Source organism: Corallococcus sp. AB045 (assembly GCF_003668895.1).
GTDB classification, from domain to species: Bacteria; Myxococcota; Myxococcia; order Myxococcales; family Myxococcaceae; genus Corallococcus; species Corallococcus coralloides.
Genome location: NZ_RAWN01000120.1, coordinates 1 through 16,368, shown reverse-complemented (window position 1 = coordinate 16,368; position 16,368 = coordinate 1). Strand labels below are relative to the sequence as shown.

Here is a 16,368-nt window from a genome sequence, read left to right as displayed (position 1 = left end):
CCTGTCCTCCAGGCCACTACCAGGGCACCTCCGCGCCCTCGTAGTCGAAGAACCGGCCGGAGTGCTCCAGCGAGACGCTGTCGATGACCCTCAGCATCCCGCGCACGGATTCCTCCGCCGGAAGCGGCGCGTCCTGCCCGCCCATGTCCGTCTGCACCCAACCCGGATGCAGCAGCACGCACGCCAGGCCTTCGCGGCGCAGGTCGTTGGACATGGAGCGCACGCCCATGTTCAGCGCGGCCTTGGACATGCGGTAGGCGTACGCGCCGCCCTCCGTGTTGCTGGAGAGCGACCCCATGCGCGACGTGACGTGCGCCACCTTGCGCCCCGCGCCGTGCCGCAGCGCGGGTAGCAGCGCGGAGGTGATGCGCAGCGGCCCGAGCGCGTTCACCTCGATGGTGCGCGCCAGGTCCTCGTAGTCCAGCTCATGCAGCCCCACCCACTGGCCGGACACGCCCGCGTTGTTGATGAGCACGTCCACCGGCTCGCGGCAGATGCGCTCCGCGAAGGCCTGGACGCTGTCCGCGCGGGTGACGTCCAGTGCATGGATCCTCAGGCGGTTGCCGGCCTCCAGCAGCAGCGGCTCCAGCCGGCGCGCCAGCTCCGGAGCACGCACCCCCGCATCCACCGTTTCTCCCCGCCGCAGCAGTTGCTGCACGAATTCGAAACCGATGCCACGGCTCGCTCCCGTGATGACATAGCGCATGCCTTTATTAACGCGCCGGGAGGCTCTCCTTGGCAAAGCTCTTGCCTTCGCACTAAGGCGCCCGGGGTTGCTCACCTCACGACAAGCTGGGGAGTAGGACGACATGACGGTCGCGGTCATTGGGGGAGGCATCACCGGACTTGCGCTGGCCTACAGATTGCGGGCCCGCGGTACTGATGCCGTGGTGCTGGAGTCGACGTCACGCGTGGGTGGAAACGTGCAGACCCACGCACGCGAGGGCTACTTGTTGGAGGCCGGACCCAACAGTTTCCTGGACCGGGAGCCCACGATGCGTGAACTGGCGGAAACGCTCGGAGTGTCATCCCGAATTCGTCCGGCGGATGCGGCGGCAAAAAACCGTTACGTTTTCACCCGCGGTGCACTCAGGGCCCTGCCCACATCGCCACCGGCCTTCCTGAAATCCGACATCCTCCCCCTTGCTTCCCGCCTGCGGGTGCTGGGGGAGCTGTTCAGCGGACGCAACCCCACGGGTGCGGACGAGTCCCTGGCCCAGTTGGGGCGGCGCCACCTGGGGCGGGAGGCGACGGCGGTGCTGCTGGACGCGATGCAGACGGGCACCTACGCGGGCGACCCGGAACAACTCAGCGCGGAGGCCACGTTCCCGCAGCTCGTGAAGTTCGAGCGGGAGCACCGCAGCCTCATCCTGGGCGCCATCCGTGCGCAGCGCGCGGCGCGACAGGCGAAGGGCGCGGTGGAGGCGGGTCCCCAGCTCACCGGGCAGATGAGCACGTTCGACGGCGGCCTGGGCGTGCTGGTGGACGCGCTGGCGAAGGCGCTGGGCGACAGCGTGCGCACGGACGCGAAGGTGGAGGGGCTGGAGCGCTCGGCGGACGGCTGGAAGGTGAGGTACCAGCAGCGGGGCCAGCCGGCGGAGCTGAGCGCGTCGCACGTGGTGCTGGCGGTGCCCGCGCACGTGGCGGCTTCGCTCGTGCGCCCGCTGGACGCGGAGCTGGCGGAGAAGGCGGACGCCATCCCGTACGCGCCCATCGCCGTGGTGCACCTGGGCTTCGCGCCGGGGACGGTGCCGAAGCCGGACGGGTTCGGGTTCCTGGTGCCGGCGGTGGAGGGCACGGCGATGCTGGGCACCATCCATGTCTCCACCACGTTCCCCTTCCGCGTGGAGGGCGGGCGCGTGCTGCTGACGTGCCTGATGGGCGGCGCTCGCCGGCCGGAGGTCGTCTCGCGTGACGAGGACGCGCTGGTGGCGCTGGCGCGCGAGGAGATGAAGACGATGGCGGGGCTCACCGCGACGCCGGAGCTGACGGCGGTGTTCCGCTGGCCTCGCGGGATTCCGCAGTACACCGTGGGCCACCTGGAGCGCCTGGCGGCGATGGAGGAGCGGCTGAAGCGCTGGCCTGGCCTGCACCTCACCGGCAACGCGTACCGGGGCGTGGGCGTCAACGACTGCCTCCGGGATGCGGCACGGCTGGCGGAGGCGCTGGGCGGGCCGGCGGCGGGAGCCACCCGGAGCGCCTGAGCGACCGCTCACCCCGGGACAGCGACGGCCGGGGGCAACCCTCCCTGGAGGGTCCCTGGGTCGATGCCAGAGTCCGTGGGCATGTTTCATGGACACCGGAGATGCCCCCCATGTTCTCACTGCGCTCGCCGCTCCTGTCCATGCTCGCTGTCCTCTTCTTCCCCGCGATCCTCGCCGGGGCGCTCGTCCTGGACCTGGTCCCCGCGCCCGTCCCCCAGCGCTAGGACGCGGGACGGTGTAGCCTTCCGCCTCCGCATGCAGGAGACGTCGTCGGAAGGTTCCATCGTTCGCGCCACGCTGCGTGCGCTCGTCGCGCCGTGGCGGCTGGCCCCCATCGTCCTGGTCTCCATTCCGCTGCTCGCGGCCCAGGTGCGCTGGAGCGTGGACCCTCGCGCGTTCTGGATTGGCCTCCTGCTGTGCCTGCTGTGCGTCGCGGTGGCGCCCGTGTCGTACCGGGTCCTGTTCCCGGAAGGGCTGGACCTGAGCCACGGTGGCATCCGCTTGCTGCTCTACGCGGCGGTGGGCAGCGGCGTGGTGCTGTCGGTGGGCTACGCCCTGCCGCGCGTCACGATGATGCAGCCCACGTTCCTGTCGGAGCCGTACAACCTGGCCATCTGCGGCGGCCTGTTCCTCGTCGCGGGCTGGGGGTTGGGGCGGGACATCGGCTTCGAGGAGACACTGGCCCGGGAGCGGGCCCGCGCCACCCGCTTCGCCTGGGAGGCGGAGCAGGCGCAGCTGCTGGCGCTGCGCAGCCACCTGGATCCGCACTTCCTCTTCAACACGCTGAACGCCATCGCGGAGTGGTGCCGCGAGGACGGCGCCGTCGCGGAGGCCGCGGTGCTGCGGCTGTCCACGATGCTCCGCTCGGTGCTCGCGGGCGTGCGCAGCGTCACCTGGCCGCTGTCGCAGGAGCTGGAGCTGATGCGCACGCTCTTCGACCTGCACCTGCTGCGCGACCCGGACCTGTTCCAGCTGCGCATGGACGTGGCGGACGGGCTTTCGGACGTGCCCGTGCCGCCGCTGTTGCTCCTGCCCCTGGCGGAGAACGCGGTGAAGCACGGCCCGGCGGCCGGCCACCGGGGCCCGCTGAGCGTGGAGGTGGCCGTGCGCGAGGGGGCGGTGGTGGTCTCCATCGACAACCCGGGCGCGTCCAAGGGCCCGCGCGAGGGCAGCGTGGGCCTGCCCACCGTGGAGCGGCGGCTGGCGCTGGCCTATGGCGGCCACGCGCTCCTGTCCCTGGAGAGCGCCGACGGGCGCACCCGTGTCACCGTCACCCTGCCCCGCCAGGGCCCCCAACCCGGAGTCCTCACGTGAGAGAGCCCCTGCGCGTCCTCATCGCCGACGATGAACTGCTGGCCAGGAAGCGCCTGTCCCGCCTGCTGGCCGCGCTGCCGGACGTGAGCGTCTGCGGCGAGGCGGTGGATGGGGACTCGGTGCTCGCGGCGGTGCGCGCGGGCGGCGTGGACGTGGTGCTGCTGGACATCCACATGCCGGGCCTGAGCGGGCTGGACGCGATGGCGCTGCTGCCGGAAGGAGGCCCCCACGTCATCTTCTGCACCGCCCACGCGGAGCACGCGGTGAACGCCTTCGAGCACGGCGCGGTGGACTACGTCCTCAAGCCCGTGGAGGCGGCGCGGCTGCAGAAGGCGCTGGAGCGCGCGCGGGCGCGGGTGAAGGCGCCCACCGCGACGGCGCCGACGGCGGCGGCGGAGAAGCCGGCACTGACGCGGCTGCCCATCCCGACGCGGCAGGGGCTGGTGCTGGTGTCGCCGGACTCCATCTCCCACGCGGCGCTGGAGGACGAGCTGGTGACGGTGTTCACCGCGCAGGGCGACTACCTCACCGACTTCTCGCTCAACGAGCTGGCGGACAAGCTGCCCCCGGAGCACTTCCACCGGGTGCACCGCCGCGCGCTGCTCAACCTGTCCCACGTGACGCGGCTGGAGCCGCTGGAGACGGGCGGCTATCTGGCTCGCACGGCGCGGGGCCACTCGGTGGAGGTGAGCCGCCAGTCCGCGCGCGAGCTGCGCCGCATGCTGGGCCTGCGCAAGGGCGCGGAGGACGAGGGCTGAAGCCACGCCCTCCGCGGCTCGCGGGCCCTCAGTTCCAGACGAACAGCCGGTGCACCTGCGCCGCGTCGTCGCCCAGCGTTTCCGTCAGGGCCTGCTTCGCGGGGCCGGGCAGCGCCACGCCGCCTCGCGCGCAGCGGGCCGCGTCCTCCACCGCGAAGGCGGGCGCGGCACAGAACGCGTCCTGCCAGCGCGACATGAGCGAGGCGAAGAAGGTCTGCTCGTAGCCGCGCAGCTGGCCGTCCAGCCAGCCTTCCTTGTTGGGCCGCTCGAACTTCACGGGCCGCACGCCGCCGGGCTCGAAGGTGATGTTGTGCTCGTAGCCGGAGGCCTCCAGGGCGTTCTCCGCCTTCACCGCCAGCGGCGCGTGCCGCTCCTGGAGGATGCCCTGGGCCACCACCGCGAAGTGGTACTCCACGCCCCGCCGCTGCGCGTGGTAGTCGAACGAGCGCGACACGTCGCGGTACTTCGTCACCTCCACCGTCGTCTTGTACTCGACCGTCTTCTTCTGCTGGACGAGGCGCTTCTTCATCACGCCCTTGTCTTCGTAGGACTCCTCCACCGTGTACGGCACCTCCGCCGTCGCGGTGCGGTCCTCGTGGTCCGTGTACGGCACGCGCTCCGTCCACGGCGCCGTCAGCGTCACCGGCTCGCTGATGCGCCGCTCGCTCAGGCTCCCGGCGATGGTCATCGGCGCGTGGCGCTGGGACGCCTCCGAGTACCAGGGCGAGGCCTCGAACGCGCCCGACAGCCGCGTCATCAGGTACTGCACGACGTCGTTGCTGATGCCATCCACGGACACCTGCCACGTGGGCACGCCCAGCGCCTCCGGGAAGACCTCCGCGCTCAAGCCGGGCTGCTGGTAGTGGCCGCAGTAGCGCGACACCAGCTCCGTCCAGTGCGCCGCGCCCCCGGACAGCGTGTGCTTGAGCCGCTCGCACGTCGCCGCGCCGCCCTGCGCCACCGCCTCCTCCATGTCGCGCCGGATGGGCGCCATCTCCGGATGGCCCAGCAGCGCGCGCTTGCGGTCCAGGTGCCACTCCGCCGTCAGCGCGTGGCCCCGCTTCGCCTGCTCGACGATGAGCTGGCGCAGGTGCTGGTGCGTGCCGGCCATCTCCTCCAGCAGCGAGCTCTCCATGCCGCCATCCAGCTTGGAGTTCCACTTCACCTTGTAGGCGAAGAACTGCTCCAGGTTCGCTTCCGCGTCCTCGTCCCGCCCCTCCACCCGCGCCTGCCGCGCCTGGGTGAGCAGCTGCGACAGGCCGCGCCAGCGCAGGTCGTCCAGCGACGCGCGATACTCGGGGTTGTTCGGCTCGTCATTGACGAGCTTCACGTAGACCTCGGCCGCCTCGACGAAGCGGCCCTTCTCCGCCAGGTCGTTGGCCTGGCCGCGGAGGGTCGTGCACGCGGTCAGTGCGCCCGCGCACAGGAGCGCGGGCACGAGGAAGGACCTCCGGCGGGCGCCGGAGCGGAACGAAGCAAGGAGCGAGGCAATCACGGGAACGGCACCCTTCAGCGCGAGGCACGAGGCCTCGCCAGCTGACCTTCAGGATGGCCGGATTATTCACCGCGACGACCCCGTCCCGACAAGGCCCCCCAGCCTTCAGCGATCCACTGGCCAGGTGTGCACCGGCAGCCCCTCCTCCGACAGCTCCAGGTAGCGCTCCAGCAGGGCCGCCAGCGCGTCCTGGCGGGGCATGTGGGCCTCCAGCCGCTCCAGCACCGCCCGCTGCCAGCGCGACCCGGTCCGCTGAATCGCCACGCGCCGGGCGATGATGTCCAGGAGCCCGTCCGCCTCCGCCGCATCCACCCCGGCCTCCAGCAACCCGCGCCTCGCCACCGGCAAGAGCTGCTTCACCAGCTCCACCGCCGGCATCACCCGAGGGCTGGGCGCGGTCTCCGCCGGCCACAGCAGCGCCGCGCCCAGGCCGTAGTGCGCCGCCTGCTTGAAGTTGCGCCGCGCCTGCCAGAAGGGCAGCGCCGGCAGCAGTGCGTCCACCCGCTCCGCGAGCCCCAGCGTCAGCCCCAGCAGGAACGCGCCGTTGGCCACCATGTCCACCGGCGTGGGGCCGGACGGCAGCGCGCGGAACTCGATGCGCACGTGGCCTTCCCCGTGCGGATCATAGATGGCCCGGTTCCACGACCAGACCGTGCCCTGGTGCAGCCGCAGCTCCTCCAGCTTCGGCAGTCCTCCGGCTGCCACCACCTCCAGCGGGGACTCCTGCCCCATCACCGGCAGGAGCGCCGGGTGGAGCGCCACGGCCTCCGCGAACAGCTCGTGCAGGCCCTCGCGCACCCAGCCGTGTCCGAACGTCACGCGCGGGTGCAGGTGCGCGGCCTCGTCGCTGTCGCTCCGGTCGTCGGTGGCCTGCTGGAAGAGCGCCACGCGCGTCTCCTCCCACAGCCGCTTGCCCAGGAACACTGGCGAGTTTCCGCACGCGGCCAGCACCGGCCCGGTGGCCAGCTGCGCGGCGTTGTACACGCGCGCGAAGTCCCCCGGGGCCACGCGCAGGTGGAACTGGAGCGACGTGTTCGCCCCCTCCAGCGTCACGTCCTCCCAGGTGAGGTTGAGCGTGTCATCACCCGCGATGGCCACCTGGAAGGGCCCGTCGCGCCGCTTGCGGATGGCCGAGGCCAGCGCCCGGTAGCGCGGCTGCGGCGTGAGCGCGTTCTTCCCCAGGTCCGCCTGCCGCAGCGTGGGCAGGATGCCCACCGCCGCCACGCGCGCGCCCTCCGTCGCCGCCACGCGCCGCAGCTCCGCCAGCACGTCGTCCAGTTGGGCCTGGAGCGCGGTGAACGGCCGCCCCGCGAGCAGCGAGGGGCGCAGGTTCATCTCCATGTTGAAGCGGTTGAGCTCCAGCGTCAGCCGGTCGTCCTTCGACTTCGCCAGCACCTGCTGGTTCACCGGCAGCGGCGAACCCGCGCCGTCCACCAGCGCCACCTCCAGCTCCGCGCCCATCGTCACGGGCCCCACGCCGAAGCCGGGACGCCGGAGCACCTGTCGCAGCGCCTCCAGGCTCTCCGCGAGCCGCGCCACGAAACGCGTGTGTTCCTCCGGCGTGAACTCCTCCTGCTGGATGGCCAGTCCCATAGGCCCTCCACGATTGGCACGACGCGGCGCACTGGCACGCGCGGTGTCAGCCGCTGGACGCCGCAACGCACCGGGAACCCCACCCGCCCCATGTGCGCGCTCCCTCGTCCGCCCTCCAGGCCGGCGGACCCGGGTGCGCCCGCGCCGGGTGTGTTATCCCAGGTCCCGTCATGCCGGACGCCACCGTCAACCTCTACGACCTGCCCCGCCCCGCGCTGGACGCGCGGCTCGCCGGCTGGGGCTTCAGCCCCCAGTACCGCGAGCGCGTGTGGACGGGCCTGTACCGCGACGGCGTCACCGCGACAGGCGACGTGAAGGGGCTGCGCCCGGACCTCCAGGCCGTGCTCCAGGAGCGAGCGCACCTGGGCACGCTCGCCACGCACCATGAGAGCTTCAGCAGCGACGGGCTCACCCACAAGCTGCTCCTGCGCCTGCACGACGCGCAGACCATCGAAACGGTGTTGATGCGCTTCAAGGGCCGCGCCACCGTGTGCGTGAGCACACAGGCCGGGTGCGCCATGGGCTGCGTCTTCTGCGCCACCGGGCAGATGGGACTGTCACGCCACCTGACACCGGGCGAAATCGTGGGCCAGGTGCTCCACGTCACGCGCATCCTGCGCGCGCAGGGAGAAGCGCTGCGCAACATCGTGCTCATGGGCATGGGCGAGCCCCTGCACAACTACGAGCACACCATGGCCGCGGTGGACATCCTCGTGGACCCCAAGGGCCTGGCGCTGGCGCCGCGCTTCATCACCCTGTCCACCGTGGGCGTGGTGCCCGGCATCCTCCGGCTCGCGGACGAGGCACGCCCGGTGCAGCTCGCGGTGAGCCTCCACGGCGCCACGGACGCGGAGCGCGCCGCGCTGGTGCCCGCGGGCCGACGCTGGCCGCTCCACGAGCTGATGGACGCGTGCCGCTACTACGTGGCCAAGCGCAAGCGCCGCATCTTCTTCGAGTGGACGCTCATCTCCGGCCGCAACGACACCGCGGAGCACGCGCACCACCTGGGGCAGCTGCTGCACGGGATGGACTCGCACGTGAACGTCATCCCACTCAACCCCACGGTGGGCTACGACGGCGGCCCCAGCGTCCCCGACGCGGTGCGTGCGTTCCAGGACGTGCTCACGTCGTACGGCGTGCCCAGCACGGTGCGCCAACGTCGTGGCATCGACATCGACGCGGGCTGCGGCCAGCTCAAGGCCGCCGTGGAGCGCAAGCCCCGCCGCTCCCTTCCCGTCGCGTCCTGAGCAACGTGCGGGGTCGCGCGGCACACCACCCGACCTGACGTGTCACCCCGAAGCGCTAGCGTTCGTCCCGCGCGCACGCACGTAACGAGGTGTGGGCGGCAAGCGGATGTTCATGGGCCCTTGCATGGCATGGGCTCGTGGGCACATTCTTCAAGGCGGCTTCCACGCAACCCCAACGGCTTCTCTGGCGGAGGTGGGCAATGCTTTCCATCCAGGAGCACGGCACGGTGGAAGAGGCGAGCAGCAACCTGCTCGACTTCATCCTGATCCCCGACAACTGGCTTGAGCAGGCGCATCCGCAGCCCGAGGCCTCCGCCACGTGGCCGGCGCCCGACACCCAGTACCAACGGCGCGTGGGCCCGCTGCGCATCTGTGCGTCGGTGGACGTGGCACCGTCACTGGACGTGACGCTCCACATCGCCTTCCGCGCGCCGGGGCTCACGCCGCTCAAGGCGGCGGATCACCTGGAGAACTTCCTCAAGCAGCGCCTGCCGCTGACGCCCAACAGCGAGTGGCAGGTGGAGGTGGACGAGCGCCGGTGGATCCACTTCTCGCGGCGCTACGCGGGCACGCACCTGCTGGCCTGACGGTTACGGCGCCAGCCGGTAGTGCCGCAGCGGCTGCGCCACGTTCTTCACCGGTGTTTCCGTGAGGGGGCCAAACTGGAGCTTGCGCACGAAGGGCTCCTGCGACTGCTTCAGCGCTTCGTGCACGCTCTCCATCACCAGCGTCTCGCGAAAGCCCGCCAGCGACTGCAGGCGCGCGGCCTGGTTCATGCCGCTGGAGAACGCGGTGTAGTTGCGGTTGGGCCCGAAGAGGCCGCAGTTCGCGGTGGCCAGGTTCACGCCCACCGCCACGCCCAGCCCCGGCATCTTCACCCGCCGGCACAGCGCGGCCACCTCCTCGCGCTCGCTCAACTCCGCGGTGAAGGCCTGGATGTTCTGCGCGGCGCGCACGGCGGCCTCCGCGCGGCGCACGCGGTCCGTGTGGAAGAAGGGCGGACCGAAGAGGCCGATGACACAGTCGCCCACCATCTTGTCGAAGACGCCGCCGTGCTGCCAGATGCAGTCCACGGCGCGCGCGCTCCACTCATCCACGAAGCGGCCGATGCTGCGCGGGCTGTCGAAGCCCTGCTCGCAGATGCGGGTGAAGCCGTTGATGTCCGCGAACAGGATGCCCACCTCCTGCTCCTGCGCGCGCAGGTGCCGCGCGTAGTCCGGGTCCTCCAGAAGCGCGTTGATGGCCACCGTGGGGAAGAACTGCGACAGGTGGATGCGCTCGCGGTTGTAGTCCAGCAGGCGCTGGCTCAGCGTGGAGGCCAGCACGCGGATGAGGTCCATCGCGTACGCGGAGAAGCCCTCGTTGCTCCAGACGACGATCTTGCCCAGGGGCTCACTGCGCGTGGCCGCGGAGATGAGCACCGCCTCCGTGGTGCGCCCGTCGAACAGGCGCTTGAGCACGCCCGCGTCCCCGTGCAACAGCCGCGTGCCGTGCTGGTGCAGCAGCGTCTCCAGCTGCGTGCCGGGCTGCTCTCCGCTCTCGTACTCCAGCTGCCCGTGCCGGTACGTGCGGTAGTGCAGCACGTGCGGCTGCACGGCATCGCGGTACAAGAGGAGGAAGCCGGGCAGCCGCACCCGCTGCGCCAGCGTGCGCACCGCGTGGTCCATGCCCGCCTCGAAGACGGGGTTGGCCAGGTGCTCGTTGCACTGGAGGATGAGCTGGTGCTTCTCCGACGCGGTGTGGACCAGCATCAGCACCGTGTCCAGCTCCTCCGCCACCACGTCCAGCGCGCGCAGACGCTTCGCGGTGGTGCCCGCGTCACCGGGCGGCCCCGCGAAGAGCACACCCAGCGTGCCCACCGGTGAACCCGCCACGTCCAGCGTCTGCGTGAGCAGCGTGCCCGTGTCGTGGACGCTCAGTCCCATGGGGCCCGCCAGAAGGCTCCCGGCGAAGACGCCGCCCCAGTCGCCCTCGCTCCAGGTCTGCTCCACCAGCTCCTCGTCGCGCGTGGTGACGGCGATGGCGCGCGCGCCCAGGTGCTTGAGCAGCGTGGGGAAGCAGCGCCGGAAGCATTGGGTGAGCGTCTCGCGCTCTCGAAGGCTCTCCTCCAGGAGGTCGTCCGTGACACGTCCCAGCTGCCGCAGGTAGCGGTACTCGTCCAGGGACAACTCAGCGGGTGGGGACGGGGTCGCCGGGGTCATGTGCGCCCCTTGTACCGCCGCCCGGGGGAACTGTCACAACGCGGGCACGTGCTTCGTGCCGCCCACGACGATGCCGTCCTGGACCTCGATGAGCCAGTAGCCCTCCTTCCCCGCCTGGGTGGAGGAGCCCGCACCGAACAGGTGGGGCCGGTCGTCAGTGGCCGGGTGGTGGTAGCGCTGGTGGATGTGGCCGTGGAGCACCGCGAAGCGCGGGCCCGGCAGCAGCTTCAGGAGCGCGTCCGCGTCATGCAGGCCGTGATGCCAGCCGTCCGCGTGGTTCGCGGAGCCGCGAGGCGCGTGGTGCACCACCACCAGGATGGCGCGGCCGTCCAGCCGGGCGTCCTTCAGCAGGGCCGCCAGGCCTTCGAGCTGCGCGGGGCCCACGGTGCCGTAGGACAGGCCGGGCGTGGGCAGCGGGCGCGCGGAGCACAGGCCCACCACCGCGGCGCCCTCTCCTACCAACCGCACGAAGGGGAACGCACCCTCGCGGCGGTACTCCGGCAGGTCGCTGTCCAGCAGGTCCCCGAAGTGCCGGGCGAAGCGGCCGTCACGCGCGGCGCCGGGGGTGAAGACGTCGTGGTTGCCGGGGATGACGGTGCAGCGCGCGGGCGTGGGGGCCAGGGGCGCGAGCGCGGCGCGGGCGGCGCGGAACTCGCCTTCCAGGGCGTAGGCGGTGAGGTCGCCGGAGAGGATGAAGTGGTCCACGCCGTGCGTGCCCGCCTCGCGGGCGATGGTGGACAGCGTGGCCTGCGCGTTCCGGTAGGCCTTCGCCCGGCCTCCCGCCGTCAGCTCGACGAGCGCCACCCAGCGGCGCCAGCCCAGCTTGCGCAGCGGCAGGGCGAAGTAGTCCTCGGTGATGTGGACGTCGGAGCAGTGAAGGAAGCGCATGGAGGGAGTCACATCCCAGGGAACGGAAGGAAGCGGCGGGGCATTCTCTCCCAGCGCGCGGGGCGGGCGGGGAAGTTATGGTTGCCGCCACGATGCGAGGACGCTTCGCCCCCAGCCCCACCGGCCGCATGCACCTGGGCAACGTGAGAAGCGCGCTCCTGGGCTGGCTCCAGGCCCGGGCCGCGGGCGGCGCCTTCCTCCTGCGCATCGAGGACCTGGACCGCGCGAGATGCCGCCCCCAGTTCCTCCAGGACCTCTACGAGGACCTGCGCTGGCTGGGCCTGGACTGGGACGAGCCGCCGCTCATCCAGAGCGAGCGCGACAGCGTCTACCGCGAGGCCCAGGAGAAGCTCGAGCGCGAGGGGCTCATCTACCCGTGCTTCTGCACGCGCGCGGAGATCGCCCGCGCGGCGAGCGCTCCCCACGGTCTGTCCGACGAAGGCCCGCGCTACCCCGGCACCTGCGCGCACCTCACCGCCGGGCAGATTTCAGAACGCGCCCGCACGCGCGCCCCCGCGTACCGCTTCCGCGCGCGCGAAGGCGAGGTGCGCTTCGTGGACGAGCTCATGGGCCCGTACGTCCAGGACGTGCAGTCGCTGGTGGGGGACTTCGTGGTGCGCCGCAACGACGGCGTGGCCAGCTACCAGCTCGCGGTGGTGGTGGACGACGCGGCCAGCCGCATCACCCACGTGCTGCGCGGGGACGACCTGTTGCCCTCCACGCCCCGGCAGCTCCAGCTCTACGCCGCGCTGGGCCTGCCCGCGCCCTCGTTCCTCCACGTGCCGCTGGTGATGGGCGAGGACGGCAAGCGGCTGGCGAAGCGCGACGGGGCGTTCGCGCTCGCGGAGCTGCGGGCGCGCGGCCGTCCTCCCGAGCACGTCCTGGGCCTGCTCGCCGCATGGAGCGGCCTGGGCGACGGCGGCCCGGTGACGCTGCCCGCGCTCGTCGCGCGCTACCGCACGGACGCGCTCCCTCGCGAGCCGGTGGTGGCGCGCGAGGCACTGCTCCTCGTCGCGCTCGGCCTGCGCTGAGGCCACCCGGCCTTCCGCCCCACCCTTCGGGACGGAGCGGCCGTGAAACAGTGAAACGACGTGGCTTCCCAGGTGCACACCTTCAACCCAGACACGTCCGCCCTGGCCATGCCCCGAGCACGGCTTCGGCGACTCACGGGAAGCGAGGGTGAAGTCCAATGGCAGCCATTGTCGAGAGCGAACGCGCCGGCATCATCCCAGCAGTGCCGGGCAGTGCGTACAAGCTGAGCTGGGGCGCCATCTTCGGTGGCACCTTCGTCGCGCTAGGCGTCTGGATATTGCTCTACACGTTGGGGCTGGCGCTGGGCCTGTCGTCGGTGAACCCCGCCAACGCGGCGAGCGCGAAGTCCGCGGGCATCTTCACCGGCATCTGGAGCGTGCTCGTCCCGTTGGTCGCGCTCTTCGTGGGCGGCATGGTGGCCGCTCGCAGCGCGGGCATCGTGGACAAGGGAGGAGGCGCGCTGCACGGCGCGGTGCTCTGGGGCCTGACGACGCTCCTGGGCGTCATGGTCGTGGGCATGCTGGTGTCCAACGTGCTGGGCGCGGTGTTCAACGTGGGCAAGGCCGCGGTGGGCGCGGGCGGTACCGCGGCGGTGGGGGCCGTGACGGGCGGCGGTGAAGCGGCGAAGGCGTTCGGCCTGGACGCCAACGACGCGCTCGCGCCGGTGAACCAGCGCCTGAGGCAGGAGGGCAAGCCCACCATCACCGCGAACCAGTTGGAGGCCGCGACCAAGGACATCGTCACCGAGGGCGTGCGGCAGGGCCGCATGGACCGCGAGCTGTTGGTGAGCAACATCGCGCAGAACACCAACCTGTCGCGACAGGACGCGGCAGGCGTGGCCGACCGTGTGCAGCAGCAGGTGGACCAGGCCAAGACCAAGGCCGGCGAGGTGGGCCAGCAGGCACAGCAGGGCGCGCTGAAGGTGGCGGACCGCTCCGGCCGCGTCTTCTGGGGCATCTTCGCGGGCCTGCTGCTGGGGCTCGTGGCGGCGGTGCTCGGCGCCACGCTGGGCGTCAGCCGCAAGCAGCGCATCCGCGCGGAAGGCGCGGTGGTGGTGCCTCCGACGACGCCCACGACGCCTGGCTCGCGGCGCGAGGTGTACCCGTAGCATCGGGCGCTCGCGTGCATCCCCGCTTCACGGCCCTTCGTGAGGCGGGTATGACACGCGGGCACCCGGCCCATGGCGTCCTCGCACCGCACCTTCGTCCGCTGGCTCCTCATCCCCGGCCTGAGCCTGGGCCTGTTCCTGCTGTTCGCGCTGGGAGCCGCATGGGTGACGCGCTTCACGGACGCGCCGGAGCTGCCTGAACCGGCCGCGCCGCCGCCAGCACCTCCGCCGCGCGACGACTTCGACGCCCCCGACCCGCGCCGCGTGGAGGTGGTGGAGCCGGTGGTGGAGGCCTCCTCCGGCCGCATCGACGCGGAGGACCTGCGCCTGGCCATCCAGTCCGTGACTCCGCTCGTGCAGCAATGTTTTCAGGACGCCGCACAACGCAACCGGGGCACACAAGAAGTGAAGCTGCGCTTCACCGTGGAGGGCGAGGGCTCCGAGGGGAAGATGAACCGGGGCGAGCTCGTCTCCAGCACCATCCCGGACCCCATGGTGCAGGCGTGCGTGCTGGATTCGCTCCTGGACGCGCGCTTCCCGGCCCCCCACCTGGGAGGGTCCGCGACCGTGCTCCATCCATTCCGGTTCACCGTGCCTGGGGACGCTGGCCCGTGAGGTCGGGTTGCGCGTAAGGTTCAGGCCCCTTCGGCTCCCGCGCATGCCCGTCACCGTCGAACAGCTCGCGCCTTCCCACTCGGACGCCCTGCGCGCGCTCCTGGCGAAGGATCCCGTCCACAACCTCTACCTCCTGGGGTTGCTGGAGGAGTTCGGCATCGCGGCGCCGGAGCGCCAGGCGGCCTTCTCCTTCCACGGCCGCTTCGACAGCGGCGTCCTCACCGCGGCCGTCTTCGTGGGCGGCGAGGGCGGGCTGGTGGTGCCCAGCGCCAGCGACGCCAGCGCCACCGGCGTCATCGCGGACGCGCTCGCCGCCAGCCTCAAGCTGCGCGCCACCGTGGGGGACAAGGCCTCCGTGGACGCGCTGGTGCGCAGCCTCTGTGAAGGCAAGCCGCGCCTGTCCCGCACCCAGAAGCTGTTCAGCGTCTCCGCGGACGACCTGGGCCCCTTCACCAACCCCACCCTGCGCCTGGCCCGCGAAGAGGACGTGCCCCGCCTGGTGCCCCTGGCCCAGGGCTACGTGCGCGAGATCTTCGAGCGGGACCCGCTGGCGGAGGACCCCGCCCACTACGAGGCCCGCGTCCTCCAGCGCGTGCGCCAGCGCCGCACCTACGTGCTGGAGGAGGACAGCGAGCTCGTGTTCAAGGTGGACATCGGCTGCCGCTCGCAGTTCGGCGCGGAGCTGGAGGGCATGTACACGCCCCCGTCCCGCCGCCGCCAGGGCCACGCCACGCTGTGCCTGGGCCAGATTTCCCGGCACCTCTTGTCCTCGCTGCCCCGGCTCGCCATGCGCATCGACGAGCGCGACGAGAGCACCGCCCGCATCGCGCGCAAGGTGGGCTACCACGCCGGCCGCACCCAGCGGCTCGTGCTGGTGGAGTAGTCCCCGGGGCAACGCAGGCAACACCCGCCCGTTGCTCCGGAAACAACACGGATTGCCATAAAGACATGTAAATGACTGAAAACACGCCATCCCAGATGAGGGCATGGCGCTTGCTCCCCCGCGGCGTGGCGCGCGTTCGCGTGCCCGGCGGCCCCAATCACCGCCGCATCCCACGGGAGCAGTTCGATGAAGCGTTTCCAGACGTTGGCGAAGGTGTGCGCGTTCGGTGTGGTGGCGTTGAGCGCGGGGACCGCGGCCGCGTGGCAGTACTACCCGGGCATCGCGTTCAAGGCCGCGTATGCGTCCGACGCGGCGTGCTTCAACGTCCACAGCTACTCGGGCCTCCGCAACGACTGTACGACGACGCGTCTGGCCATCGCCGCCGTGCCGATGTGGACGGTCGGCTACCACCCGACGACGGTGCAGATCTACGGCAACAACAGCTGGTGCGAGACGGAGACCGTCAATGGCGTGGGCAACGCCGGCCAGGTGGGCGCCACCACGTACACGCTGTCCGGCCCCATGGCGTGGCAGACCATCAACACTGGTGACCGCTACGTGTGGGAGGACTTCGCCATCGTCTTCCGCTGCGGCCTGCAGTCGGGCGGCATCATCGGCGGCTTCACCATCGACTGAAGCACGGGCCTGTCCCGCGACACGCGGGCCGCGCGAAGACTTCACCATCCTCCCCTTCGCGCGGTCCGCATCCTCACCCCGAAGCCCCGCGAGCACCCCGATGTCCTCCAGGCTCCAGACCGTCCTCGCCATCGTCAACACCGCCGCCATCGCGGGCGTGGGGCTCACGCTCGCCAGCCACCAGCGCGCCTCCGACGAGGCGATGGAGGAGCTGCGGGCCCAGGTGCACCGCGCCAGCGCGAGCACCGACGCGAACCTCGCCGACCGCCGCGCCGCCGCGGAGACCGCGATGCGCATGTGGGCCGCCAACGCCGCGCGCCCGCCCGCGGCGCCCCACGCACGGCCCGGCCCCCCGGAAGCGGCCCCTTCCGGTGAAGCCGTCGCGGCGGAGGAC

The 16,368-nt window shown here is 71.6% G+C and carries 16 protein-coding genes; 11 read left to right on the top strand and 5 right to left on the bottom strand.

Features of this window, described 5'->3' with window-relative positions; genetic code table 11:
• Positions 1-16 precede the first annotated feature (16 nt).
• On the bottom strand, positions 17-706 hold the full coding sequence (locus tag D7Y21_RS25780) for an SDR family oxidoreductase (RefSeq protein ID WP_120561870.1): 690 nt from the start codon (positions 704-706) through the stop codon (positions 17-19).
• Between the two features lie 103 nt (positions 707-809).
• Here D7Y21_RS25780 and hemG point away from each other — a divergent pair, with 103 nt between their 5' ends.
• The 3 genes from hemG (at position 810) to D7Y21_RS25765 (ending at position 4,276) form a co-directional block, all read left to right on the top strand.
• The gene (gene hemG, locus D7Y21_RS25775) at positions 810-2,204 is read left to right on the top strand and encodes a protoporphyrinogen oxidase (protein ID WP_121716310.1); all 1,395 of its coding nucleotides are present in this window, start codon (positions 810-812) and stop codon (positions 2,202-2,204) included.
• Between the two features lie 255 nt (positions 2,205-2,459).
• Positions 2,460-3,518, top strand: a complete 1,059-nt coding sequence (locus tag D7Y21_RS25770) for a sensor histidine kinase (protein WP_121716308.1) — start codon at positions 2,460-2,462, stop codon at positions 3,516-3,518.
• Positions 3,515-4,276, top strand: coding sequence for a LytTR family DNA-binding domain-containing protein (locus D7Y21_RS25765; RefSeq protein WP_120561873.1), 762 nt, complete (start codon positions 3,515-3,517; stop codon positions 4,274-4,276). Before D7Y21_RS25770 ends, D7Y21_RS25765 begins: the two co-directional genes overlap by 4 nt.
• A gap of 28 nt (positions 4,277-4,304) precedes the next feature.
• Here the strand turns inward: D7Y21_RS25765 and D7Y21_RS25760 are convergent, their stop codons facing one another.
• Positions 4,305-5,771 carry a hypothetical protein gene (locus D7Y21_RS25760; RefSeq protein WP_147469373.1) on the bottom strand — a complete coding sequence of 489 codons (1,467 nt, stop codon included), beginning with the start codon at positions 5,769-5,771 and terminating at the stop codon, positions 4,305-4,307.
• A gap of 105 nt (positions 5,772-5,876) precedes the next feature.
• On the bottom strand, positions 5,877-7,364 hold the full coding sequence (locus D7Y21_RS25755) for a glutamate--cysteine ligase (RefSeq protein WP_120561875.1): 1,488 nt from the start codon (positions 7,362-7,364) through the stop codon (positions 5,877-5,879).
• A 170-nt stretch (positions 7,365-7,534) separates the two neighbouring features.
• Between D7Y21_RS25755 and rlmN the strand changes: the two genes are divergently transcribed.
• Together rlmN and D7Y21_RS25745 are read left to right on the top strand one after the other, a co-directional pair.
• Complete coding sequence (rlmN, locus tag D7Y21_RS25750) at positions 7,535-8,611, top strand: 23S rRNA (adenine(2503)-C(2))-methyltransferase RlmN (RefSeq protein ID WP_120561876.1); 1,077 nt, start codon at positions 7,535-7,537, stop codon at positions 8,609-8,611.
• Positions 8,612-8,811: 200 nt separating this feature from the next.
• On the top strand, positions 8,812-9,198 hold the full coding sequence (locus D7Y21_RS25745) for a hypothetical protein (RefSeq protein ID WP_120561877.1): 387 nt from the start codon (positions 8,812-8,814) through the stop codon (positions 9,196-9,198).
• Positions 9,199-9,201: 3 nt separating this feature from the next.
• Here the strand turns inward: D7Y21_RS25745 and D7Y21_RS25740 are convergent, their stop codons facing one another.
• Together D7Y21_RS25740 and D7Y21_RS25735 are read right to left on the bottom strand one after the other, a co-directional pair.
• Positions 9,202-10,812, bottom strand: a complete 1,611-nt coding sequence (locus tag D7Y21_RS25740; protein ID WP_120561878.1) for an adenylate/guanylate cyclase domain-containing protein — start codon at positions 10,810-10,812, stop codon at positions 9,202-9,204.
• A gap of 33 nt (positions 10,813-10,845) precedes the next feature.
• Positions 10,846-11,700 carry a metallophosphoesterase gene (locus tag D7Y21_RS25735; protein WP_120561879.1) on the bottom strand — a complete coding sequence of 285 codons (855 nt, stop codon included), beginning with the start codon at positions 11,698-11,700 and terminating at the stop codon, positions 10,846-10,848.
• Between the two features lie 92 nt (positions 11,701-11,792).
• On the opposite strand from D7Y21_RS25735, the gene gluQRS reads away from it, so the two are divergent.
• The 6 genes from gluQRS to D7Y21_RS25705 all read left to right on the top strand — a co-directional run.
• Complete coding sequence (gene gluQRS, locus D7Y21_RS25730; protein ID WP_233612278.1) at positions 11,793-12,731, top strand: tRNA glutamyl-Q(34) synthetase GluQRS; 939 nt, start codon at positions 11,793-11,795, stop codon at positions 12,729-12,731.
• 158 nt (positions 12,732-12,889) lie between these two features.
• Positions 12,890-13,840: a hypothetical protein gene (locus tag D7Y21_RS25725; protein ID WP_121716302.1), complete on the top strand. Its 951-nt coding sequence runs from the start codon at positions 12,890-12,892 to the stop codon at positions 13,838-13,840.
• 72 nt (positions 13,841-13,912) lie between these two features.
• Positions 13,913-14,455: an AgmX/PglI C-terminal domain-containing protein gene (locus D7Y21_RS25720; protein ID WP_121716300.1), complete on the top strand. Its 543-nt coding sequence runs from the start codon at positions 13,913-13,915 to the stop codon at positions 14,453-14,455.
• 43 nt (positions 14,456-14,498) lie between these two features.
• Positions 14,499-15,338: a GNAT family N-acetyltransferase gene (locus D7Y21_RS25715; RefSeq protein WP_120561883.1), complete on the top strand. Its 840-nt coding sequence runs from the start codon at positions 14,499-14,501 to the stop codon at positions 15,336-15,338.
• Positions 15,339-15,524: 186 nt separating this feature from the next.
• Positions 15,525-15,974 carry a hypothetical protein gene (locus D7Y21_RS25710; RefSeq protein ID WP_120561884.1) on the top strand — a complete coding sequence of 150 codons (450 nt, stop codon included), beginning with the start codon at positions 15,525-15,527 and terminating at the stop codon, positions 15,972-15,974.
• Between the two features lie 100 nt (positions 15,975-16,074).
• Positions 16,075-16,368 (top strand): hypothetical protein (locus D7Y21_RS25705; protein WP_199735493.1); only part of this gene is annotated, 294 nt, incomplete at its 3' end.